This is a genomic window from Allobosea sp. OK403 (assembly GCF_900113835.1).
Lineage (GTDB): Bacteria > Pseudomonadota > Alphaproteobacteria > Rhizobiales > Beijerinckiaceae > Allobosea.
Genome location: NZ_FOQV01000003.1, coordinates 361,583 through 385,098 on the forward strand (window position 1 = coordinate 361,583; position 23,516 = coordinate 385,098).

The 23,516-nt window shown below is 66.9% G+C and carries 18 protein-coding genes; 8 read left to right on the plus strand and 10 right to left on the minus strand.

What is annotated here, in order from left to right; translation table 11 throughout:
- The first annotated feature begins 37 nt into the window (after positions 1-37).
- Positions 38-973: a LysR family transcriptional regulator gene (locus tag BMZ97_RS13010; RefSeq protein WP_092169838.1), complete on the plus strand. Its 936-nt coding sequence runs from the start codon at positions 38-40 to the stop codon at positions 971-973.
- Between the two features lie 326 nt (positions 974-1,299).
- On the opposite strand, the gene BMZ97_RS13015 is transcribed toward BMZ97_RS13010, so the two are convergent.
- The gene (locus tag BMZ97_RS13015) at positions 1,300-2,379 is read right to left on the minus strand and encodes a citrate synthase/methylcitrate synthase (RefSeq protein ID WP_092171363.1); all 1,080 of its coding nucleotides are present in this window, start codon (positions 2,377-2,379) and stop codon (positions 1,300-1,302) included.
- A 97-nt stretch (positions 2,380-2,476) separates the two neighbouring features.
- Between BMZ97_RS13015 and BMZ97_RS13020 the strand changes: the two genes are divergently transcribed.
- A complete protein-coding gene (locus BMZ97_RS13020) occupies positions 2,477-3,616 on the plus strand; it encodes a citrate synthase family protein (protein WP_092171366.1) in 1,140 nt (379 codons plus the stop codon).
- 242 nt (positions 3,617-3,858) lie between these two features.
- Here the strand turns inward: BMZ97_RS13020 and BMZ97_RS13025 are convergent, their stop codons facing one another.
- Entirely contained in the window at positions 3,859-4,263 is a 405-nt protein-coding gene (locus tag BMZ97_RS13025; RefSeq protein ID WP_175525540.1) for a peptidoglycan L,D-endopeptidase MepK, read from the minus strand.
- A gap of 414 nt (positions 4,264-4,677) precedes the next feature.
- On the opposite strand from BMZ97_RS13025, the gene BMZ97_RS13030 reads away from it, so the two are divergent.
- Genes BMZ97_RS13030 through BMZ97_RS13040 form a run of 3 tightly spaced genes read left to right on the plus strand, consistent with a single transcriptional unit; the run spans position 4,678 to position 7,617 of the window.
- The gene (locus tag BMZ97_RS13030; RefSeq protein WP_092169843.1) at positions 4,678-5,853 is read left to right on the plus strand and encodes a M20 aminoacylase family protein; all 1,176 of its coding nucleotides are present in this window, start codon (positions 4,678-4,680) and stop codon (positions 5,851-5,853) included.
- A 7-nt stretch (positions 5,854-5,860) separates the two neighbouring features.
- Positions 5,861-6,967: an NAD(P)/FAD-dependent oxidoreductase gene (locus BMZ97_RS13035; protein WP_092169846.1), complete on the plus strand. Its 1,107-nt coding sequence runs from the start codon at positions 5,861-5,863 to the stop codon at positions 6,965-6,967.
- The gene (locus BMZ97_RS13040; protein WP_092169848.1) at positions 6,964-7,617 is read left to right on the plus strand and encodes an IMP cyclohydrolase; all 654 of its coding nucleotides are present in this window, start codon (positions 6,964-6,966) and stop codon (positions 7,615-7,617) included. The genes BMZ97_RS13035 and BMZ97_RS13040 overlap by 4 nt, the downstream gene beginning before the upstream one ends.
- A 15-nt stretch (positions 7,618-7,632) precedes the next feature.
- Here the strand turns inward: BMZ97_RS13040 and eda are convergent, their stop codons facing one another.
- From eda to BMZ97_RS13080, 8 genes are all read right to left on the minus strand, one after another.
- Positions 7,633-8,277, minus strand: coding sequence for a bifunctional 4-hydroxy-2-oxoglutarate aldolase/2-dehydro-3-deoxy-phosphogluconate aldolase (gene eda / locus BMZ97_RS13045; RefSeq protein ID WP_092169851.1), 645 nt, complete (start codon positions 8,275-8,277; stop codon positions 7,633-7,635).
- 40 nt (positions 8,278-8,317) lie between these two features.
- Positions 8,318-9,007, minus strand: coding sequence for a 6-phosphogluconolactonase (locus BMZ97_RS13050; protein ID WP_092169854.1), 690 nt, complete (start codon positions 9,005-9,007; stop codon positions 8,318-8,320).
- Positions 9,007-10,509, minus strand: coding sequence for a glucose-6-phosphate dehydrogenase (gene zwf, locus BMZ97_RS13055; protein WP_092169857.1), 1,503 nt, complete (start codon positions 10,507-10,509; stop codon positions 9,007-9,009). The genes BMZ97_RS13050 and zwf overlap by 1 nt, the downstream gene beginning before the upstream one ends.
- Positions 10,510-10,710: 201 nt before the next feature.
- A complete protein-coding gene (locus BMZ97_RS13060; RefSeq protein ID WP_175525541.1) occupies positions 10,711-11,481 on the minus strand; it encodes an ABC transporter ATP-binding protein in 771 nt (256 codons plus the stop codon).
- Positions 11,478-12,341 carry an ABC transporter ATP-binding protein gene (locus BMZ97_RS13065; protein WP_244546389.1) on the minus strand — a complete coding sequence of 288 codons (864 nt, stop codon included), beginning with the start codon at positions 12,339-12,341 and terminating at the stop codon, positions 11,478-11,480. Before BMZ97_RS13065 ends, BMZ97_RS13060 begins: the two co-directional genes overlap by 4 nt.
- 13 nt (positions 12,342-12,354) lie before the next feature.
- Positions 12,355-13,245: a nickel transporter permease gene (nikC, locus tag BMZ97_RS13070; protein WP_092169862.1), complete on the minus strand. Its 891-nt coding sequence runs from the start codon at positions 13,243-13,245 to the stop codon at positions 12,355-12,357.
- 9 nt (positions 13,246-13,254) lie between these two features.
- Complete coding sequence (locus tag BMZ97_RS13075) at positions 13,255-14,301, minus strand: ABC transporter permease (protein WP_092169865.1); 1,047 nt, start codon at positions 14,299-14,301, stop codon at positions 13,255-13,257.
- A gap of 287 nt (positions 14,302-14,588) precedes the next feature.
- Complete coding sequence (locus tag BMZ97_RS13080) at positions 14,589-16,178, minus strand: ABC transporter substrate-binding protein (RefSeq protein ID WP_092169867.1); 1,590 nt, start codon at positions 16,176-16,178, stop codon at positions 14,589-14,591.
- Between the two features lie 255 nt (positions 16,179-16,433).
- Between BMZ97_RS13080 and BMZ97_RS13085 the strand changes: the two genes are divergently transcribed.
- The 3 genes from BMZ97_RS13085 to BMZ97_RS13095 all read left to right on the plus strand — a co-directional run bounded on the left by BMZ97_RS13085 (position 16,434) and on the right by BMZ97_RS13095 (position 23,410).
- Positions 16,434-19,838, plus strand: coding sequence for a transglutaminase family protein (locus BMZ97_RS13085; protein WP_092169869.1), 3,405 nt, complete (start codon positions 16,434-16,436; stop codon positions 19,836-19,838).
- Positions 19,839-19,997: 159 nt separating this feature from the next.
- A complete protein-coding gene (locus BMZ97_RS13090) occupies positions 19,998-22,535 on the plus strand; it encodes a circularly permuted type 2 ATP-grasp protein (protein WP_244546390.1) in 2,538 nt (845 codons plus the stop codon).
- Positions 22,532-23,410, plus strand: coding sequence for a transglutaminase family protein (locus BMZ97_RS13095; protein ID WP_092169874.1), 879 nt, complete (start codon positions 22,532-22,534; stop codon positions 23,408-23,410). Before BMZ97_RS13090 ends, BMZ97_RS13095 begins: the two co-directional genes overlap by 4 nt.
- The last annotated feature ends 106 nt before the right edge of the window (positions 23,411-23,516 follow it).

A 23,516-nucleotide genomic window follows, 5' to 3' on the forward strand; every position in this document is an offset into this window, starting at 1 on the left:
ATGCCAAGATCGGTTCACCCCATGCGCGAGCGGCATCATGGATCTGGATTGGCTGAAGGATTTCCTGGCGCTGGCCGAGCAGAAGAGTTTTTCGCGCGCAGCCGAGGTTCGAAACGTCACGCAGCCGGCCTTCAGCCGGCGCATCCGCGCGCTCGAGGACTGGATCGGCGTGCCGCTGTTCCTGCGTGGCGCCCAGGGCGCGACGCTGACCCCGGCCGGCGCCTATTTCCAACCCCTCGCCCAGGACCTGCTGCGCAACCTGCAGCATCTGCAGCGCGAGACCAGGGCCGTCGGCGAGCGCGAGAAGGGAGCGCTGTCGATCGCGGCGACGCATGCGCTCTCCTTCACCTTCTTCCCGGGCTGGATACGCCGGCACATGCGGTTCGAGGCGCTCGGCACGCTCAACCTGATCTCGGACAGCCTGGAGGCTTGCGAGCAGATCATGCTGGGTGGCGAGGTGCATTTCCTGCTCTGTCACCATCATGCGCAGGCACCGACGCGTTTCGAAGCCGAGCGCTTCCCGAGCATCCAGGTCGGAGACGACGTGCTGGTGCCGCTCTGCGCGCCCGATGCCGAGGGTCGGCCCCTCTGGCCGCTCCCGGGAACAAGCGAGCGACCGGCGCGGCTCCTCGCCTATAGCCAGGCCTCCGGGCTCGGCCGCATCCTCTCGGCCCAGATGGCGTTGGCGCAAGACGCGGCGCTCGCGCAGAACACCGCGCTGGCGCGCGACGCTGCCGGCATGGCAACCGTCTTCACCTCGCATCTGGCGGCGACTTTGCTGACCATGGCGCGGGACGGGCACGGCATCGCCTGGCTGCCGCTCACCCTGGCGGAAGAGGACCTCGCCCGCGCCCGCCTGGTCCGGGCCGGGCCGGAGCGTTTCGACATCCCCATCGAGATCAGGCTCTTCCGCAGCCCCGACTGCCGCAACGACGCCGCCGACGAATTATGGGCGAGCCTGCAGGCGGAGTGAGCGGGGTCCGGCTCGTGGTCGGCCGTGCCACGCATGAGGAGGAAAGGCGCGGGGAACCCCTCTCCTGTAAGGAGAGGGGCAGGGGTGAGGTGCAGGCCCCTGGACCAGTGACGTGAGGACCTTGCCGTCATTGCGAGCGTAGCGAAGCAATCCAGGGAACGTAGAGCGAGCCCTCCTGGATTGCTTCGCTTACGCTCGCAAAGACGATGGAGCAGCGGTGAGGTCACGGCCAAAACGTCAAACGGCCGACACCTCACCCTGCCCTCTCCTTACAGGAGAGGGTTCCCCGTGCTTGTCTCGGTAAGGGAAGAAGCGTCGCGCTACCCTCAAGCAGCCTGCCTCGGCTCGGGACCGATATAGGTCGATTTCGGGCGGATGAGCCGTCCTCCTGCGAGCTGCTCCTGCGCATGGGCGATCCAGCCGATGACGCGGCCCATCGCGAAGACGCAGGTGAAACTCTCCGGCGGGAAGGCCAGGGCTTCCAGCAGGAGCGCCGTGTAGAATTCGACATTGGTCTGCAGCGAGCGGGCGGGCTTGCGCTCGCGCAGGATCGCGAGAGCCGCGGCCTCGACCGCCTCGGCATAGGCGAGGCGGCCGGAATTCGGATCGAGCCTGCGGATCGCGCGCTTCAGCGCATCGGCACGGGGATCGCGCACGCGGTAGATGCGATGGCCGAAGCCCATCAACCGGTCGCCTCGCTGCAGCGCCGCCTCCAACCAGGCCCGGGCGTTGGCGGCCTCGCCGATCTCGTCGAGCATCTCGATGACCGGCCCCGGCGCGCCGCCATGCAGCGGCCCCTTCAGGGCGCTCACTCCCGCCAGGACCGCGGAGGTCAAACCGGCACGCGTCGAGGCGACGACGCGCGCCGCGAAGGTCGAAGCGTTGAGGCCATGATCGCAGACCGTCACGAGATAGCTATCGAGCGCTGCGGCCTGCGCCGGATCGGCGGCCTCGCCGCGCATCATCCGCAGGATATCGGCGGCATGGGGCAGCGCCGGATCGGGCGCGACCGGCGCCAGATGGCGCTGCATACGGAGAACGGCGGGCGTGAAGACCGCCGGCGCCGCCATCAATCGCAGCGCAGTCGCGACATCGTCGCCATCCGCCAGCCGCGCCGTCAGCGCCCGCATCGCCTCGACCGGAGTTCGCTGCAGAAGCCCGGCATCGAGGCCCGCGACCTCGCGAAAGACCTCGAGCCTGCTCTGGCCGAGCGCCGCAGCAAAAGCCGCGCCGCGCGGCAGGTCGTCGAAGAAGCCGTCCAGCAGAAGCTCGGCGGCCTCGGCAAAGCTGGTGCGGCCGGCAAGGTCGTCGAGGAGATGGCCGCGAATGATCAGGCGGCCGGCAGCCCCATCGACATCCGACAGGATCGTCTCCGCAGCGACAACATCATCAAGTCCATCCGACATCGGATCCTCCATCAACAAGGCCTTGAGGATCGCGCTGCGATGCAACATAATCAATCTTGAACAATATAATCAACATATCGAGATGCATGGTATCGCGATGAATGACTGGCTGACAGCGCAGGAGGTGATGACCCGTTTGCGGCTCAAGCCGCAGACGCTCTACGCCTATGTCAGCCGCGGGCGCATCGAAGCGAAGGAAGACCCCGACGAGCCGCGACGCAGCCTCTATCGGGCGGCCGATGTCTCCCGGCTGGAGCATCGCAAGGCGCGCGGGCGGCGCAATGCGGCGATCGCAGAGGATACGATCGCCTGGGGCGAGCCCGTCCTTGCCTCGAGCATCACGACGATCGCCCATGGCCGCCTCTGGTATCGCGGGCAGGACGCCGAGGTCCTGGCGCAAACGGCGCGGCTCGAGGACATCGCGCGCCTGCTCTGGGCCTGCGGCGATGCGCGCTTCCCGACGCAATGCAACGCGATCGCGCCCGGCAGCGGCAATCAGCGCATGTTCGCCGCGATCGCAGCCCGTGCCGCCACCGATCCGGTCATTGGCGGCCGGACCTTGAAATCGCTCTATTTCGAGGCGGCAGCCGTCCTCGATGCGCTCGTCGACGCCGTCGCCGGCGGCTCGGGCAACGGCCCGATCCATGAGCGCCTCGCGACAGCCTGGGCCTGCGACGCGACCGGCGCCGATCTCATCCGCCGCAGCCTCGTCCTGCTCGCCGACCACGAATTGAACGCCTCGACCTTCGCCGTCCGCGTCACCGCCTCGACCCACGCCTCGCTCGCCGCCTGCGCTTTGGCTGGTCTGTCGGCGCTGTCTGGCCCCTTGCATGGCGGCATGGCGCCGCGCGTGCGCGCTTTGCTCGAGGAATGCCGGCGCGACGGCATCGAGCCCGCGATCCGCGCACGCCTGACCCTCGGCGTGCCGATCCCGGGCTTCGGACATCCGATCTATCCGGAGGGCGACCCGCGAGCGCGGGCGCTGATGGCGGCCTTCGCCCTGCCGGCTCATTACGAGGAGGTCCGCCTCGCCATCGAGGCGATCACCGGCGCGCTGCCGAATATCGATTTCGCGCTCACGGCCCTGGCCTCCGTGCTGGCGCTTCCCGAGGACGCGCCGTTCCAGATCTTCGCGACGGCGCGCTGCACCGGCTGGATCGCCCATGCGCTCGAACAGTTCCAGACCGGACGCCTGATCCGCCCCCGCGCCCGCTATATCGGCCCGGAACCGGGATGAGGGGGGGTTCTTCCCTTCTCCCAGGAGGCGCGGGGAACCCCTCTCCTGTAAGGAGAGGGGCAGGGGTGAGGTGTAGGCCCCTGGACCAGTTGAGCGCCGAATTCACAGTGTGGCAGCGGTGAGGTCGCGGCCAAAGCGTCAAACGGCCGACCCCTCACCCTACCCTCTCCCTATGGGAGAGGGTTCCCCGCGCTTTGCTGGTTTTTAAGTAGCTTCTCCCCCGAGGGGAGAAGGGAAGAACCTCAGCGCCGCCGCTGCGCCAGCTGCGCGTATTGGCGCCTTGCGCGCTTGTGGCCGTACCAGGAGGCCTCGCGATCACCGACATCAACATGCACGAGTCCGCCCGGATAGGAGCCCACACCGCCGGTACTCTCCAGCGCCTTGGCGGCCGCGACTGCGGCCCGCGTCGAGGTGGCGAGCGGCCTGAAATCCACAGCCTTGCCGCTGTAGTGCTGGGAGTGGCGGGCATGGCGACCGCCACAGGTCGAGGTGATCTGGATCGGGCCGATCTTGGCCACGAGTTCGCTGATCATCGCCAGCGTTTCGGGCTTCAGGCAACCAAGCCCTTTGACCTGCGGCTGGAAGGAAATTTTCTCGATGGGAAGGTTGGCCCAGGCGGCCACAGGTACGCAAGCTGTGAGAGACACAGCCAAGATCAAACGACGCATAATCTACCAGGTACGATTGGGGATGATGGGAAGGCTCAAGCCACCAAATTCTGGTCTGGCAGAGCATGTGATTGCGGACCTATTCTGTCGATAAGGCCAAATCATGGCTGCGCCGCCCGATCTTATCTTAACAGATCGCTCCAGCGGCCTTCCGACAGATTGCGCCTCGCTCGGAAATAGTCATGACGCCGCTAAGGGCAGCGGGATTTCGACTTCAGAATCCGGGCGGCGGGACTACGGCAGGAGCTGACATCCGGCTCGCGCATTCACCATGCCGCCACCTCCGCCCCCTCATGCCGCAAACGGCTTGGACGGGGCAGGCGAGCCGCGCTAGCTTGCACGCTTGGGCCACCCGTTTCCTGCGATGGGCCCCGCAACCCTTTCGAGGATATGATGCCGAAATCCGAACTCATCGCCGCGCTCACCCCCGAGATCAGTGCGATCCGTCGCGATTTCCACCGTCATCCCGAGCTGCAATACGACGTCCACCGCACCGCCGGCATCGTTGCCGAGAAGCTCAAGGCCTGGGGCGCCGACGAGGTCGTGACCGGCGTCGGCCAGACCGGCGTCGTCGGCGTAATCAAGGGCAAGGGCCAGAACTCGGGCAAGGTCATCGCGATGCGCGCCGACATGGACGCGCTGCCGATCCATGAGGAGACCAATCTCGAGCACCGCTCGACCGTGCCGGGCAAGATGCATGCCTGCGGCCATGACGGGCACACCGCCATGCTGCTCGGCGCCGCGAAATACCTCGCCGCCACCCGCGATTTCGACGGTACCGCCGTGCTGATCTTCCAGCCGGCCGAAGAGGGCGGCGCCGGCGCCAAGGCGATGATCGACGACGGCATGATGGACCGCTTCGGCATCCAGGAAGTCTACGGCATGCACAACAAGCCAGGGCTGGCGATCGGACAGTTCGAGATCCGCAAGGGGCCGACCATGGCCGCTGCCGACCGCATCCACATCAAGATCGAGGGCAAGGGCGGACACGCTGCAGCGCCGCACCGCGTCAACGACCCGATCGTCGCCGCCTGCCAGCTGGTGACCGCGCTGCAGACGATCTCCTCGCGCAATGCCGACCCGCTCGACTCCGTCGTCGTCTCGGTGACGGCGGTGAATGCCGGCGAGGCCTTCAACGTCATCCCGCAGAATGTCGAGATCAAAGGATCGATCCGGACACTGACGCGCGAGATGCGCGAGCTGGCGCAGAAGCGCGTCACCGAGATCACCGACGGGCTGATGAAGGCCTTCGGCATGAAGTACGACCTCGAATACCATCTCGGCTATCCCGTCACCGTCAACCATGCCGGCCAGACCGATTTCGTCACCAGCGTGACCAAGAACGTCTTCGGCAAGGATGCGATCGATACCGAGGTGCCGCCGACGATGGGCTCGGAGGATTTCTCCTACATGCTGGAGGAGCGCCCGGGCGCCTTCATCAATATCGGCAATGGTGATTCCGCCGGGCTGCATCACCCCGCCTATGAGTTCAACGACACGGCGATCCCGGTCGGCGTCACCTATTGGGCGAGCCTGATCGAAATCTCCATGCCGCAACGGGCCGCCTGAGCCTGCGATGAGCGACATCGATTGCCTGGTGATCGGGGCCGGCGTCGTCGGCCTCGCCACCGCGCGGGCGCTTGCGCTCGCCGGCCGCGAGGTCGTGATCGCGGAGGCGACTGAGGGCATCGGCACCCAGACCTCGGCGCGCAACAGCGAGGTCATCCATGCCGGCATCTATTATCCGCCGGGCTCGCTGAAGGCCAAGGTCTGCGTCGAGGGCCGCAAGCGCCTCTACGCCTATCTCGCGGAGCGGGGCCTGCCGCATAAGGCCTGCGGCAAGCTGATCGTCGCGACCTCGGCCAGCCAGCGCCCGGCGCTGGAGACGATCCTGGCGCGGGCCAAGGCCTCGGGCGTCGAGACCGTGCGCTGGGTCGATGCGAGCGAGGCCAGGGCGCTGGAGCCGGAGGTCGCCTGCGAGATCGCCCTGCTCTCGCCCGAGACTGGCGTCGTCGACAGCCATGCCCTGATGCTGTCCTTGCTCGGCGAATGCGAGGCGGCCGGCGGTTCGCTGGCGCTCAACACGCCGATCCTGGGCTGGCGACGCGAGGCGGAAGGCTTCAGCGTCGATTTCGGCGGCGACGATCCCGCGACCTATACGGCCCGCACGATCGTCAATTCGGCCGGACACGGCGCGCCGCGCCTGCTTGGCAAGCTCGAAGGCTTCCCGGCAAGCCATGTGCCGGTCCAGCACTTCGCCAAGGGCAATTATTTCTCGCTTTTGGGAAAGCAGCCCTTCTCGCATCTGGTCTATCCGGTACCGGAGGCGGCGGGCCTCGGCATCCACGCCACGATCGACATGGCCGGACGGGTCAAGTTCGGGCCCGATGTCGAATGGGTCGCGGATGATCAGGACCTGGTGGTCGACCCGGCGCGCGCCGAAAAATTCTATGCCGCGATCCGGACCTATTGGCCGGGCCTGGCGGACGGTGCGCTCGTCGCCGACTATGCCGGCATCCGGCCCAAGCTGCATTCGGCAAGTGAACCGATGCCGGATTTCCGCATCGACGGGCCGCAGGTCCATGGCGTCGACAATCTGGTCAACCTGCTCGGCATCGAGAGCCCGGGGCTGACGAGTTCGCTGGCCATCGCGGAGATGGTGGTGGAGAGGCTGGCGGCATGAGCCGGGCCGCTTCCTCCTATGTCGGGCGGATCATCGGCGCCGGGCGGACGCCTGACGGAAACCTCACCGTCGCCTACCGCGTATCCAGCCGCTCCTTCCCGAATCGGCACGCGGAGCGCATCGGCGATACGGTTCGGATCGTGCTGCGCGCGGGCTCGGCGGATGCAGCGTCGGACAGCCCCTACATCGCCTATGAATGTCTGCTCTGGAACGAGCGCCATATCGTCGCGAGCAATGGCACGCAGACGAGGCCGATTTTCGAGCGTCTCAAGGCAGGCAACACCGTCAGGGATGCGCTCGTGGCCGTCCTCGCCGGCCTCGACAGAGAGTTCGACTCCCACGACACGCCACGGATCTGCGCCGTTCTCGATCGAAGCAGCGACGTGGCCTATCTCGCCAGCGTGACCGCAGACGCCCTCTCCGTCATGCCGGTCGGCCTGCGCCCGGGGACGATGGCCTATATCTCGACCTATGGAAGCCCGTTGCCGGCCTCAGACCAGACCGACCCCGCCTTCGCAGCAACGACGGCGTTACAGGCCTGCCGGCATGTGATCGACGGCTCGGTCTTCTCGCGCTTCGACAACCCTGTCTGCTCAACTGCCTGTGTCGCCAGCAAAGCAGGCGTCGATATCGCCGTCCTCAACCCTTGAGCACTTAAGTCCGCGTCAGCCCCGCAACGCCTTGACGCGCTCGCGCGCCTCTTTCGCGAGCTGCGTCACCCGCGCCCAGTCACGGTTGGCGATCGCGTCCGCCGGCACGAGCCAGGAGCCGCCAACGCAGATGACCTGCTTCAGCGCCAGATAATCGGCGAGATTGTTCAGGCCGACACCGCCGGTCGGGCAGAATTTCATCTGCGGGAACGGCCCCGACAGCGCCTTGAGCGCCGACGTGCCACCGGCCTGCTCGGCCGGGAAGAACTTGCAGGTCAATCGTCCAGCCGCAACCGCGCGCATGCAATCGGAAGCCGTGGCGACGCCGGGCAGCCAGGGCAGACCAGCCGCGCGCATGGCGTCATCCACCGCCTCGCTGAAGCCGGGGCTGACCACGGCCTGGGCGCCAGCCTCCTTGACTTCGGTGACCTGGGCCGGCGTCACCACCGTGCCGGCGACGCTCAGGATTTCGGGCACCTCGCGCGCGATCGTCTCCAGCGCCGCCAGCGCGGCTGGGCGGCGCAAGGTGACCTCAATCACGTCGATGCCGCCCGCCAGCAGCGCGCGCGCCAAGGGCACGGCGAGATGCACGTCCTCAATCACCACGACCGGCACGACGCCGCAGGCGGCGAGCCGCGCGATTTCGGGTTCATTCGACATGGGTGACACTCCGTGAAGCTCGGGCTCGCGTAGAAGCCCTCTAGGCCTTCGCCCAGTAGACGTCGAGCCCCTGCGGCCGGCCAAGCAGCAATCCGACAGGATAAGCGCCGGGCAGCGCCTGCGCCGTGGTCAGCACCTCTGCCTTCTCCGCACCGGAGACGAGGAGAGACGCCCAGGCCGCGCCAGCAAGCCTTGCCGGCGAGAGCGAGATGCGCGCCGGCAGGCCGGCGGGATGGGCCGCGACCGCATGGAGACCGCGCCCGGTCATCGCGGCCGCCGGCTCGCCTGGAAAGAGCGAGGCGACATGGCCGTCCGAACCCATGCCGCTGACCAGGATGTCGAGCGCCGGCAGGCCTGAGAGCTCCGCTGATACCGCGCTTGCCGCGGCATCGAGATCGCCGGCGGCGCGATGAAAGGAGAGGAAGCGCGCCCTGCCCTCGCCGAGCGGCGCGAAGGCTGCACGGATCATGCGCTCGTTCGAGGCGGGATCGTCGGCTGAGACGAAGCGCTCATCGGTCGGCAGCAGCGTGACCTTGTCCCAGGCGAGATCATGCGCGCCGAGCGCCGCCAGGAAACGCGCCGGCGTGGTGCCGCCGGGCACGGCGAGGAGCGCGGACCCTTGTGTGGCGATGACGGCGCGCAGCCTTACCGCGACCGCCTCCGCCAGCGCCTCGGAAGCGTCGGCCAGCGTCTCGAAACGATGCCAGATCAATGGCCCCGACGCGATCATCAGATCAGGTCCGGATCGGCCCAGGAGCGGCCTTCGCGCTCGATCAGACCGATCGCCTGCGAGGGGCCCCAGGAGCCGGCGGTATAGCGATGCGGATGCAGGCTGTATTCCTGCCAGCCGGCGATGATCGGATCGACCCAGGCCCAGGCCTGCTCGACCTCGTCGCGATGCATGAACAGGGTCTGGTCGCCGCGGATGACGTCGGTCAGCAGGCGCTCATAGGCATCGGGCGTGCGCTCGTCGAAGGCCGTGGAATAGCGCAGGTCGAGCTGGCGCGGCACGACCTTGAGTCGGCCCGAGCCCGGCACCTTCATCATCAGCTGAAGCTGGACGCCGTCATTGGGCTGAAGCCTGATGACGAGCCGGTTGGCATCGAGCCGGTCGCAGCTGCCGCCGCCGAAGATCGAATGCGGCACCGGCTTGAAGGTGACGGCGATCTCGGAATAGCGCTGCGCCATGCGCTTGCCCGTGCGCAGATAGATCGGCACGCCGGCCCAGCGCCAGTTGTCGATCTCGCAGCGGATCGCCACGAAGGTCTCGGTGTTGCTGGCAAAGCCGAGTTCGTCGGTATAGCCGCGCACGCGCTGACCATCCATCTGGCCCGGCCCGTACTGGCCGCGCACGGTGTAGCGCTGGACGTCGGGGCCGACGATCGGGCGCAGCGCCTTCAGCACCTTGATCTTCTCGTCGCGGACCGCGCCGGCCTCCAGCATATTGGGCGGCTCGATGGCGAAGAGGGTGAGCAGCTGCATGAGATGGTTCTGGACCATGTCGCGCATATGCCCGGCCTTGTCGTAATAGCCGGCACGGCTTTCGAGGCCCACGGTCTCGGCGACCGTGATCTGGACGTTGTCGATGTCGCGGCTCGACCAGGAGCGCTCGAACAGCGTGTTGGCGAAGCGCAGCACCAGGAGGTTCTGCACCGTCTCCTTGCCGAGGTAATGGTCGATCCGGTAGGTCCGGCTTTCCGGCAGGATCGCCGCCACGGCGTCGTTGATCTCGCGAGCCGAGGCGAGATCGTGCCCCAGCGGCTTCTCCAGGATGACGCGCGAGGTCGGGGTGAGGATATCGGCCTTGGCGAGGTTCTGGCAGATCGGGATGAAGAGTTCCGGCGGCGTCGAGAGATAGAAGGAGCGCACGCGATCGGTCTCGCCGAGCGCCGTCTTCAGCGCGCTGAAGGTCTCGGGCTTGAGCGCATCGGCCTGGACCACCGTCAGACGGCGCAGGAAGGCCGCGACCTGCTCGGCCGCGAGGCCTTCCTCATTGAGGCGGTTGGCGACCTGTTTGGGCAGCCCCTCGAGGTCCTCCGGCTTGCGGACGATGGCGAGGATGCGGCTCTCTTCCGGCAGCACGCCCTCCCGGTTGCGCTGCGCCAGCGCGGGGAAGAGCTTGCGCAAGGCGAGATCGCCGCCGGCTCCGAAGATCACCAGATCGAAGGGCGGCACCGGGGTGCGCTCGGGCGCGGCTTCGGGCCGCAACGCGCGATCGGCGATGGCATCCATAGGGGTCGACTCCGTCTTGGCCTGTGATCCGGCTCCGCCAAAGCTTAGAGCATGCGGGCTGCGACAAGAATGAGGCGTCGGCGTCGCTTTGCCAAACGCGATCAGCGCGCAGCCGCCCCGCCCGGACCGCTGGAGCAGGATGCGAAAAAGTGGGAACCGGTTTTTCGCACTGATCCTGCTCTAACTCTTTGATGAGAGTCCTCAGGCGGGGATGGTCGCAGCCTGGCGCTTGAAGCCTTCGCTGGCAGTGAGGAGCTGCTGGGCATAGGCGGTCTGGGGCGCACGCGCCGCGAGCGTTGCGGCCGTCATCTCCTCGACGCCGCGGCCGAACTGCATGACCAGCAGACGCTCGCACATATGGGCGACGACGGCGAGGTCGTGGCTGACCAGGATATAGGTGAGCTTGCGCTCCTGCCGCAGCGCCTGGAGCAGGTTCAAGACCTCGGCCTGGATCGAGACGTCGAGCGCCGAGGTCGGCTCGTCGAGCAGCAGGATCGTCGGCTCCAGCACGAGCGCGCGCGCGATCGCGACACGCTGGCGCTGCCCGCCGGAAAGCTGGTGCGGATAGCGGAAGCGGAAGGAAGGCGGCAGGCCGACATCGGCCATGGCGCGGCCGATCCTGGCCTCGGCGTCGCGGATGCCGTGGATGGTCAGCGGCTCGGCCAGCGCATCGTCGACCGTCTTCTTGGGATGCAGCGAGCCGTAAGGATCCTGGAAGACCATCTGGACCTGGCGGTGGAAGGCCTTGTCGCGGATCTTCGGCTGCGCCTTGCCGAGGATGGCGATCTCGCCGCTCCAATCCCGGTTCAGCCCGGCGAGAACGCGCAGCACGGTCGATTTGCCGGAACCGGACTCACCGACGATGCCGTAGCTCTCGCCGGACAGGACCGTGAAGCTGAGGTCCTTCACGACATGGGCCTCGCCGAAGGAGACGTTGAGCTTGTCGAGAGCGATGGCGGGTTGTGTGGTCATGCCAGCCATGCCGGGTCGCGGGTGAGAGTTGCGAGCTTCGCCTTGGGATGGTCGAGGTCCGGCAGGCAGCCGAGCAGGCCCAGCGTATAGGGATGGCGCTGCGACCTTGCGGCTTCGTCGGCGAGTTCGGCGGCCGGCAGCGTCTCCATCGCCTTGCCGCCATACATCACGATGACGCGGTCGCAGAAGGACTGCACCAGATGCAGATCATGGCTGATGAAGATCAGCCCCATGCCGCGCTCGGTGACGAGATCGTCGAGGATCTTGAGAATCTGGAGCTGGACAGTGACGTCGAGCGCCGAGGTCGGCTCGTCGGCGATCAGGATGTCGGGCTCGGCGATCAGCATCATCGCGATCATCACGCGCTGGCCCATGCCGCCCGAGACCTCGTGCGGGTAGAGCTCATAGACGCGCCCCGGCTCGCGGATCTGCACGGCCTCCAGCATGACGAGGCTGCGCTCCCTGGCCTCGCGCACGCTCGCCTTATGATGGACGCGATAGGCCTCGGCGATCTGCTCACCGACGGTCTGGACCGGGTTGAGCGAGAATTTCGGATCCTGCATCACCATCGAGATATGGCGGCCGCGCAGCTTGCGCCGCGTGCGCTTGTCCATGGTGAGCAGGTCCTGGCCGCGATAGACCAAACGATCGGCCAGGACCTCGCCGGGATAGGGGATGAGGTCGAGGATGGCGCGCCCGGTCATCGACTTGCCGGAGCCGGACTCGCCGACGATGCCGAGCCGCTCGCGGCCGAGCGTGAAGGAGAGCCCGCGTACGGCGCGCACGATCCCGGTCGGCGTGTGGAAATTGACCCGGAGATTGTCGAGTTCGAGCAGCGGCTGTTCGGTGGGCGTGGTCAAGGCGCGCATCATCTCACCTCTGGTCCATGACGTCGCGCAGGCCGTCGCCGAGCAGGTTGAAGCCGAGCGCGACGACGCAGATGGCAAGGCCGGGGAAGGTCGCGACCCACCATTGGTCAAAGATCTGCTCGCGACCGGCCGAGATCATCGCGCCCCATTCCGGGATCGGCGGCTGCGCGCCCAAGCCGAGGAAACCGAGACCCGCCGCAGTCAGGATGATACCGGCCATGTCGAGCGTGGTGCGCACGATCAGCGAGGGCAGGCAGAGCGGCACGACATGCTTCCAGACGATGCGCCATTGCGAGGCACCCTGAAGGCGCACGGCGGCGATATAATCCTGCTGGCGGATGATCAGCGTCTCGGCGCGGGCGACGCGGGCATAAGGCGGCCAGGCAGTGATCGCGATGGCGATGACGGCATTCTCCAGCCCCGGCCCGAGCGCAGCGACGAAGGCGAGCGCCAGCACGAGGCGCGGAAAGGCCAGGAAGACGTCGGTGATGCGCATCAGCAGGCGGTCAACCCAGCCGCCAAGATAGCCCGAGGTCGCGCCGATCAAGAGGCCGACCGGTCCGACCGTGATGACGACCAGCAGCACGATCACCAGCGTGACGCGCGCGCCGTAGACGATACGGCTGAAGATGTCGCGGCCGAGCGAATCCGTGCCGAAAAAATTGACGGCCGAGGGCGGCAGCAGGCGCTTGTCGAGATTTTGCGCGAGCGGGTTATGCGGCGCGATCAGCGGCGCGAAGGCGGCGATCAGCAGCAGGGCCACGACGATGACCAGGCCGGCGACCGCGAGCGGGTTGCGCTTGAAGGCGAGCCATTGCCGGTAGAGCTGGCCGAGCCTGGCCTGGCGGCGGGAGCTCGGGGAATCGGTGGTGAGATAGTCGGTCCAGGTGGTCATGGCGCGCCCTCACCGTGTCCTGGGATCGACCAGCCGGCCGAGGATGTCGGACAACAGGTTGACGCCGATGAAGACCGCACCAACCACCAATGTGCCACCGAGCACGGCGTTCATGTCGGCGTTCAGCAGGGAGTTGGTGATGTAGCGGCCTAAGCCCGGCCAGGCGAAGATCGTCTCGGTCAGCACCGAGCCTTCGAGCAGTTGCGCATAGGAGAGCGCGATCACGGTGATGAGCGGCACGAAGGCGTTGCGCAACGCGTGGCGCCAGATCACCCGGAACTCCGACATGCCCTTCACCCGGGCAGCGATGACATATTGCTGCTGCAGCTCGGTGATCATGAAGCTGCGCGCCATGCGGCTGATATAGGCAACGCTGAGCAGGCCAAGCACGGCCGCGGGCAGGATGAGGTGGGACCAGGCATCGCGGAACGCCTCCCATTCCCCCTGCAGAGCGGCGTCGATGACGAGGACGCCGGTGATCGGATCGACGAAGTCCTGATAGGCGACGCTGATGCGGCCCGGCCCGGCGACCCAGCCGAGCTTGGCGTAGAACAAGAGCAGACCCATCAGGCCGAACCAGAACACCGGGACGGAATAGCCGAACAGGCCGATCAGGCGCGCAAGCTGGTCGGGCCAGCGGCCCTGATAGACCGCTGCGAGCACGCCGAGGGGCACACCGAGCGCGACGCCGATCAGCGTGCCCAGCGTCGCCAGTTCCAGGGTCGCGGGGAAGACGCGCTTGATGTCGTCGGTGACGAGATTCGAGGTCAGCACCGACTTGCCGAGATCGCCGGTGAAAACCTTGCCGACATAGGTGGCGAATTGCTGCCAGAGCGGTTTGTCGAGGCCGAGCGCGGCGCGGGCTGCGTCATAGACGTCGGCTTTTGCGTTGTCTCCGACGACCGCCAGCACCGGGTCGATCGGGATCACGCGGGCAATCAAGAAAGTGACGAGCAGCAGGCCGAAAAAGGTGATCGCCACCGTGCTGAGCTCGCGCCCGGCGATGCGACCCCAGACTGCGCTCCGTCCACCCCAGCTTATGTTTGAAGTCGTCATTCACCCGACCAATTCTACGAAACCGCGGCAACGAAGACGCGTCATCGAGCAGGATGCGAAAAAGTGGAAACCGGTCTTTCGCATCCTGCCCTCACTCTTACGATGAGAGACGGATTCAGATTTCAGCTGGGATCACTTCGTGACCCGATCTGAAATCATCCGGCTCGCGTGCCACGCCGTGGGAACGGTGAAGCCCGCGGGACCATCCCACCCACTGGAAGACCAAGTCCAAGCAAGAACCCCGCCGCGGCTTTGAGGGCCGCGGCGGTTCGATCGGAGGTCCGATCTCAGTTCTTGCTGAGCGTCGAGTAGAGGTTGGCGGCCGAGCCCGGCCCCAGGATCAGCCCGTCGACATTCTTGCGGTGGGCGGCGACTTCGACCTGCTGGAACATGATGACGAAGGGCGAGACCTTCTGGTGCTCGCGCTCAATGGCCTCATAGCCGGCCTTGCGCTTGTCGCTGTCGGTCTCGAAGACCAGCGCGCCGGTCTTCTTGCTCATCTCCGGGATGTCCCAGGCGTTGCGCCAGGCGAGCGTCTTGGAGCGGGCATCCTCGGCGTTGTTCTCGTTGATGGCGAAGGTCTCGGCGTTGGTGTGCGGGTCCTGATAGTCGGGACCCCACTGACCGATATAGATGTCGTGCGTGCGTGCGCGATATTTGGTCAGCGTCTGCTTGCCGTCGCCGGGGATCAGCTCGAGCTTGATGCCGGCCTGGGCCCAGTTCGCCTGGACCGCCTGGGCGATGTCGGTGATCGGGTTGACCGAGCGGGTGTCCATGGTGACGGAGAAGCCGTTCGGCAGGCCGGCCTTGGCGAGCAACTCCTTGGCCTTGGCCGGGTCGAACTTGTAGGGCCGGTCGTCGATGGCGCCGAGGAAGCCCTTGGGCAGGAAGGCCTGGTGCGGCTTGTAGGTGCCGGCCACGATGTTGCGCTCGATCGAATCGTAATCGACCAGATATTTCAGCGCCTCGCGCACCTCGGGCTTGGCGAGGTTGGGGTTCTTCTGGTTGAGGCCGAGATAGAGGATGTAGCCCTTGTCGCCGACCTGCTGGACGATGTCTGCGTTGCTCTTGATCGAATCAAGCTGGTCCTTCGACAGGTTGCGGGCGTAATCCACATCGCCCTTCTCCAGCAGCAGCCGCTGCGAGGCGGGCTCGGCGACATGGCGTACGACGACGCGCTTCACCTTCGGCGCGCCCATGAACCAGTCGGGGTTAGCCTCGAGCGTGTATTGCTCGTTGGCGCGCCAGGCGCGCAGCTTATAGGCGCCCGAGCCGGCCGAATTCTGCTTGAGCCATTCATAGCCGAAATCGCCGGCCTTCTCGTTCGCCTTGACCAGCTTGGAATCGACGATCACCGCGACGTTGGCGGTCAGGCAGTTCAGGAAGAAGCTCGGCGCATAGGGCTTGTCGACCGTGATGGTGACGGTCTTGTCGTCGACCGCCTTCACCATCTCGGTGACGTTGTCCTTGGTCAGGCCGAACTGGGTCAGGATGAAGCCCGGCGACTTGTTGAGCACGACGGCGCGCTGGAAGGAGTAGACCACGTCGGCGGCCGTCAGCGGGTTGCCCGAGTGGAACTTGACGTTGGGCTTGAGCTTGAAGGTGTAGGTCTTGCTGTCGGGGCTGATGGTCCAGCCCTCGGCGAGGTCGCCATAGAGCTTGGAGGGATCGGCCAGATCGAACCGCACCAGCTTGTCGTAGACATTGCCGACGACCTCGCCGCCGGAAAATTCGAACACTTCGGCGGGATCGAGCGAGATGATATCGTCGATCTGCTTGGCCATCACGACCGTGTCCTTTGGCGTCTGGGCCATGGCGGTGGTCGCCATCAACGCAGTAAAGGCCGACACCGTCAGCAATTTCGCAACATGACGCATGGAAATCCCCATCGTTTGATTTCGCCGGCCTTTCGGGTGGCCGTTCAGTCCAATGTGGAACCAGTTGCCGGGCGATGTCCAGCGGTGCTGCGAAGAGCTCAGAGGCAAGCGCTGTGGAGAACTGCCTAATTCTTGCGCACACACCGCGATTGCCGGCGCACCCTTGCGCAAGTTGCGCCTTTGCGGGTTTTGCCGGCATCGCTAACGTGTCGTGGCCCGGCGCCCCGCCGGGCCACGACAAGCAGGTGCCAAGCCTTGGCCATCATCGCCGCGCTGAACCACGTCACCCATTACAGCTATGACCGGCCGGTCACGCTGGGGCCGCAGATCATCCGCCTGAGGCCGGCGCCGCATTGCCGGGCCGCGATCAACAGCTATTCGCTGAAGGTCACACCGGCCGAGCATTTCGTGAACTGGCAGCAGGATCCCAGCGGCAACTGGCTGGCGCGCTTCGTCTTTCCCGAGCCGGTGAAGGAATTCCGCATCGAGGTCGACCTCGTCACCGAGCTCTCGATCATCAATCCGTTCGACTTCTTCGTCGAGACCGACGCCGAGATCTTCCCCTTCGCCTATCCCGAGGAGTTGCGCGCGGAGCTTGCGCCCTATCTCGTCACCGAGCCGGCAGGTCCGCTGCTGGCGGCCTATCTCGCGACGATCCCGCGCGAGCCGACCAATACGGTCAATTTCATCGTCGATCTCAACGCCCGGCTGGCGCAGGGCATCGCCTATGGCATCCGCATGGAGCCCGGCGTCCAGGAGCCCGAGCACACGCTCGACATCAAATCCGGCTCCTGCCGCGATACGAGCTGGCTGCTCGTCCAGATCATGCGCCATCTCGGCTTCGCGGCGCGCTTCGTCTCCGGCTACCTGATCCAGATGAAGGCGGATATCGACCCGCTGGAAGGCCCGCGCGGCACCGACAAGGATTTTACCGACCTCCATGCCTGGGCGGAGATCTACATCCCCGGCGCCGGCTGGATCGGGCTCGACCCGACCTCGGGCCTGCTCACCGGCGAAGGGCATCTGCCGCTGGCGGCGACACCGCATTACCGCTCGGCCGCGCCGGTCTCGGGGGTGGCAAGCTTCGCCGAAACCACATTCGATTTCTCGATGAGCGTGGCGCGCGTGCATGAAGTGCCGCGCATCACCCTGCCCTTCTCGGACACGTCCTGGGGCGAGCTCGACGCACTCGGCGAAAAGGTCGAGGCCGATCTGAAGGCCGGCGACGTCCGCCTGACCATGGGCGGCGAGCCGACCTTCGTCTCGATCGACGACCAGACCGGCGAGGAATGGAACATCGCCGCCGTCGGCCCGACCAAGCGCCAGCGCGCCGATGTGATGATCCGCCGCCTGCGCGAGCGCTTCGCACCGGGCGGCATGCTGCATTACGGTCAGGGCAAATGGTATCCGGGCGAGAGCCTGCCGCGCTGGGCCTTCGCGCTGTACTGGCGCACTGACGGCGAGCCGATCTGGCGCGACGCCGCGCTGATCGCACGCGAGCCTGGCGCGCCGACCGGCGGCGACCGCGAATTGGAGACCGCCGCCTCGATCCGCGACGCCGAGGCGCTGGCGGCCGGCCTCTCGGAGAAACTGGGGCTGGGCGCCGATTATGTGCTGCCGGCCTATGAGGACACCGGCCACTGGCTGCTGAAGGAAGCGCAGCTTCCCGACAATGTCGACCCGCTCGACCCGCGCCTCGCCGATCCGGAAGAGCGCGCGCGCATGGCGCAGGTCTTCCAGCTCGGGCTGGGCAAACCGCGCGGCTATGTCATTCCGGTGCAGCGCTGGCAGTCCCAGGCCGGCGACCGGCGCTGGCGCTCGGAGAAGTGGAAGCTCCGGCGCGGCAAGCTCTTCCTGGTGCCGGGCGACTCGCCCGTGGGCTACCGCCTGCCGCTTGGCTCCCTGCCGGTCGTGCCGAAGGACGAGTTTCCCCACATCCACCCGCAGGATCCGATGGAGCCGCGCGGACCGCTGCCGCCGGCCGCCAGCCTGGGCAGCGGAGGGACGGCGCCTGCGGCTATGAACGGCGCGCAAGCCACGCCTGCGGTCGCCGCGCCGCCCGCGCATTACCAGATGTCGCGCCCGGTCGAGACACAGGGCGAAGGCAGCGCGCAGGACCGCACCGAGCAGGAGATCGGCGGCGAGCATGTCCGCACGGCGCTGAGCCTCGAGGTCCGCGACAACATCCTGTGCGTCTTCCTGCCGCCGGTCGAGAAGCTGGAGGATTATCTGGAGCTGATCGCCAGCGTCGAGGCCGTGGCGCAGGAGCTGAACCTGCCCGTCCATATCGAGGGCTATTCGCCGCCCAACGATCCGCGCCTCAACGTCATCAAGGTCACGCCCGATCCCGGCGTGATCGAGGTCAACATCCACCCGGCCAAGAGCTGGCGCGAGGCGGTGGACATCACGCGCGGCGTCTATGAGGAGGCGCGGCAGTCGCGGCTCTGCGCCGAGAAGTTCATGGTCGATGGCCGCCACACCGGCACCGGCGGCGGCAACCATGTCGTGCTCGGCGGCGTGACGCCGCCCGATAGCCCGTTCCTGCGCCGACCGGACCTGCTCAAGAGCATCATCTTGTACTGGAACAGGCACCCGTCCCTGTCCTTCCTGTTCTCGGGGCTCTTCATCGGGCCGACGAGCCAGGCCCCGCGCATCGACGAGGCGCGCTTCGACCAGCTCTACGAGCTGGAGATCGCGCTCGCGCAAGTACCGGGACCGGGCGCACCGAGCATCCCGCTCTGGCTGGTCGACCGGCTGTTCCGCAACCTTCTGGTCGACGTCTCCGGCAACACGCACCGCACCGAGATCTGCATCGACAAGCTCTACTCGCCGGACGGGCCGACCGGCCGCCTCGGGCTGATCGAGTTCCGCTCCTTCGAGATGCCGCCGGATGCGCGCATGAGCCTGGCGCAGCAGCTCCTGATCCGGGCGCTGGTCGCCTGGTTCTGGCGCGAGCCGCAGAGCGGCAGCCTGGTGCGCTGGGGCACGACACTGCATGACCGCTTCATGCTGCCCGAACTGGTCTGGCAGGATTTCAAGGACGTGCTCGCCGATCTCGGCCGCGCCGGCTACGCCTTCGATCCGGTCTGGTTCGAGGCGCAGGCCGAGTTCCGCTTCCCGTTCTACGGCAAGGTCGAGCATGGCGGGGTCGAGCTCGAACTGCGCCAGGCGCTCGAGCCCTGGCATGTCATGGGCGAGGAAGGCGCGATCGGCGGCACGGTGCGCTATGTCGACAGCTCCGTGGAGCGGCTGCAGGTCAAGGCCAAGGGGCTCGTGCCCGGCCGCCACCTCATTACCTGTAATGGCCGCCGCATGCCGATGACGCCGAGCGGCAGCACCAGTGAGGCGATCGCCGCCGTGCGCTTCAAGGCCTGGCAGCCGAGCTCGGGCCTGCATCCGACGATTCCGGTGCATGCGCCGCTGACCTTCGACATCGTCGACACCTGGGTCGGACGCTCGCTCGGAGGTTGCGTCTACCATGTCGCCCATCCCGGAGGGCGCAATTATGAAACTCCTCCCGTGAATTCCTACGAAGCGGAGGCGCGCCGGCTCGCGCGTTTCGAAGCGATCGGGCATAGTCCGGGCGCGCTGGCGATTCCGCCAGAAGAGCGCAGCGTCGAATTCCCGCTCACCCTGGATTTGCGACGCCCGAGAGCATGATGCCGAAAAGTGGAAACCGGTTTTCGGACGACATCATGCGCCCGTTTTTTGTTGTAGAGACGGATTCAGATTCTAGGTCGAATCGACCTAAAATCATCCGGCTCTAGAGGAGTATAAACGCAAGCGATGGCGTTGCAGGGCCGATCACCGTCGACGCGCGTGAAAGCGGAGCGGCGCAACGCTCTGCTGGCCGGTTATCGCCCGCTGCCGGGCGCCTATGACGAGTTCATGGCGCAGGATGGCAGCATCCGCCCGCATTGGGAGCCGTTCCTGACGGAATGGAGCGCGCTCTCGCAGGACGAGCTCAGCCAGCGCTTCGGCCTCGCCGATCGCCATGTCCGCGACACCGGCGTCTCCTACCGCGTCCATGGCGATATCGACGAGCGCGATCCGCAGGCCGGCGAGCGCGCCTGGCCGCTGAGCCATGTGCCATTGGTGATGACCGGCGCGGAGTGGCAGACCATCGCGGCCGGGGTCGCGCAGCGCGCGCAATTGCTGGCCTCATTGCTCGACGACATCTACGGCCCCGGCGAAATGGTCGCGAAAGGCCTGCTCCCGGCGGCTGTCGTCACGGGAAGCCCGGACTATCTGCGCCCGCTCCACGACGCGCCGGATGGCGGCTCCCTGCAGCTCTACGCCGCCGACCTCGGCCGCGGGCCGGACGGGCGCTGGTGGGTGCTGGGCGACCGCGCCCAGGCGCCGTCGGGCGCCGGCTACGCGCTGGAGAACCGGCTGGCGCTGGCGCGCGCCTTTCCAGACCTGTTTCGGACGATGAACATCGAGCGGCTCGCCACCTTCTTCCAGGGCTTCCGCGCCGGGCTCGTCGCCAAGTCCAGGCGCGTCGAGCCGCGCATCTGCCTGCTGACGCCCGGGCCGATGAACGAGAGTTATTTCGAGCAGGCCTATCTCGCGCGCTATCTCGGGTTCCTGCTCGTCGAGGGCGGCGACCTGATGATGCGCGACGGCCGCATCCATGTCCGTACCATCGCCGGCCCCAAGCGCGCCGACGTGATCTGGCGGCGCATTGACGGCGATTTCTCCGATCCGCTTGAACTGAATGCGCGCTCGGCGCTGGGCGTGGCGGGGCTCGTGCAGGCGGTGCGCCAGGGCCATGTCCATGTCGCCAATGGGCTCGGTTCCGGCGTCGTCGAGGCGCGCGCGCTGATGAGCTTCCTGCCCAAATTGGGCAAGCAGCTTCTCGGCGAGGAGATGATTTTGCCCAATGTCGCGACCTGGTGGTGCGGCCAGCCGCGCGAGCGCGCCGCCGTGCTCGACCGCTTGGACGAGATGAGCATCGCGCCGGCCTTCCGCTCCGCCGGGAGCGGGCTCGACAGTGATCCGATCCTGGCGGGAGAACTGCCGGCGGCCGAGCGTGCCGCCTTGCGGGCACGGATCGAGGCGCGCGGGATGGATTATGTCGGCCAGGAGGTGGTGCGGCTCTCGACCATGCCGGTCTTCCAGAACGGCCATTTGCAGCCGCACCCTGTCACCTTGCGCGTCTTCGCAGCCGCCACGCCCGATGGCTGGAAGGTCATGCCCGGCGGTTTCTGCCGCATTTCCGACGAGCCCGATGCCCGCGCCGTCAGCATGCGCAGCGGCGTGCGCTCCAGCGATGTCTGGGTCACCTCGGATACGCCGGTCGAGCAGGTCAGCCTGTTGCCCACCGGCGACCGCATCGCGATCCGCCGCGTCGTCGGAACCTTGCCGAGCCGCGCCGCCGACAACCTGTTCTGGCTCGGGCGCTATCTCGAGCGGACGGAGGCGACACTCCGGCTCGTGCGCGCTTTGCTCGGCCGCCTGATCGACGCCGACACGACCAATCCCGCCCGGCCCGACACAGTGCGCCGCCTTGCCAATCTCCTGGTCGCCTGGGGCGCGGCACCTGCGGCCAAAGCCGCGACAGGGAGAGGCGCGGCAGCCCGCAATCTCGCTGGTGCCAAGGGCTCGCCGGTTCTGGCGCAGGCGACCTCCGCGCTCTATGACGCGGCCGAATACGGCTCGGCCCGCGCCAATGTCGGCGAGGCGCGGCGCACTGCCTCTGTCATCCGCGAGCGGCTTTCGATCGACGCCTGGCGGCTGTTCGGCGATCTGCAGCGTCAGCTGACGCTTGAGCCCGGACGGCAGCCCAGCGAAGGCGAAGTTTACGAGGTTGCCGATCGCGCCTTGAAGACGCTCGCCGCCTTCTCCGGCCTGAGCCAGGAGAACATGGTGCGCGGCGCGGGCTGGCGCTTCCTCGACATTGGCCGGCGACTGGAGCGCGGCATCGCGACCTGCCGCTTCGCCCGCCATTTCGCCGAGACGACGGCCCAGAGCGACGGCCTCGACGCCCTGCTCGACCTGACCGATTCACAGATCACCTACCGCTCGCGCTACATGCTCGGCGCGAGCCTGCAGCCGGTGCTCGATCTGGTCATGCTCGACCCTTATAATCCTCGCTCCGTCGCCTTCCAGGTCGATCGCCTCGACATCGAGATCGCGCATCTTCCGTCGCTGACGGAGGACGGCATGCTGGAAGCGCCGCGCCGGCTCGTGCTGAAGCTTGCGGCCGAATGCCGGACATCGGAGGCGAGCCGGCTCGACCGCACCAGCATCCTGCTATTCGAGCAATTGCTGATGGGGCTGTCGAGCGCGATCGCCGACCGCTACTTCCTCCAGAACAGCGGGCCGGAAGGCTCGAGGCTGACAGGCATCGCGTGATCTACGACGTTCGTCACCTGACCACCTACGGCTATAGCCGTCCGGTGCCTTTCGCGCGTTGCATCCTGCGCCTTCTGCCGCGTAACGATGGCGGCCAGACGGTGAGGAGGAGCGAGCTCGTCGTGACGCCGCGCCCGGCCGAGCGCATCGACGGGATCTGCTTCTTCGGCAACCAGATGACGACGCTGACGATCTCCAAGGCTCATCGCGAATTGAAGGTCGAGATGCGCGCCCGCGTTGAGGTCAACCGGCCCGCGCCACCCTTTCCGGGCCTGACCCGGCATTGGGAGGAGGTCGGCGCGCTGGCCCTGGCCTCGACGAGCCTCGCCCCCGATTCCCCGACGCACCACCTCTATCCGAGCCGGCTGGTGCCTGCAGTGAGCGAGGTCGTCGACTATGCCCGCAAGAGCTTTTCGCCGCTGCGGCCGGTGCTGGAGGCGGCTTCCGAGCTGATGGCGCGCATCCGTGCCGACTTCACCTACGACCCTGATGCGACCGAGGTTACGACGCCGCTGGCCGAGGCCTTCCGCCAACGCCACGGCGTCTGCCAGGATTTTGCGCATATCATGATCGCCGGCCTGCGCGGGCTCGGCCTGCCCGCCGCCTATGTCAGCGGCTATATCCGCACAATCCCGCCGCCGGGCCAGAAGCGTCTCGAGGGCTCGGATGCGAGCCATGCCTGGGTCATGCTCTGGTGTGGACCGGAGACCGGCTGGGTCGGGCTCGACCCGACCAATGACCTGATCGTCGCCGACGACCACATCGTCACCGCCTTCGGCCGCGACTATGCCGATGTCTCGCCGCTCGACGGCGTGCTGATCGGGCCCGGATCGCAGAAGGTCGGCGTCGCTGTCGACGTCATCCCCATCGGATGATCCAGCCCGCCGTCAGGCACGGCCTGGAGGAGGCTCTTTCCAGAAGTTAGTTGCTATGGCAACTTATCTGCCGCCGCGCCGCCGGCCATTCGCGATGCGCCCCGTT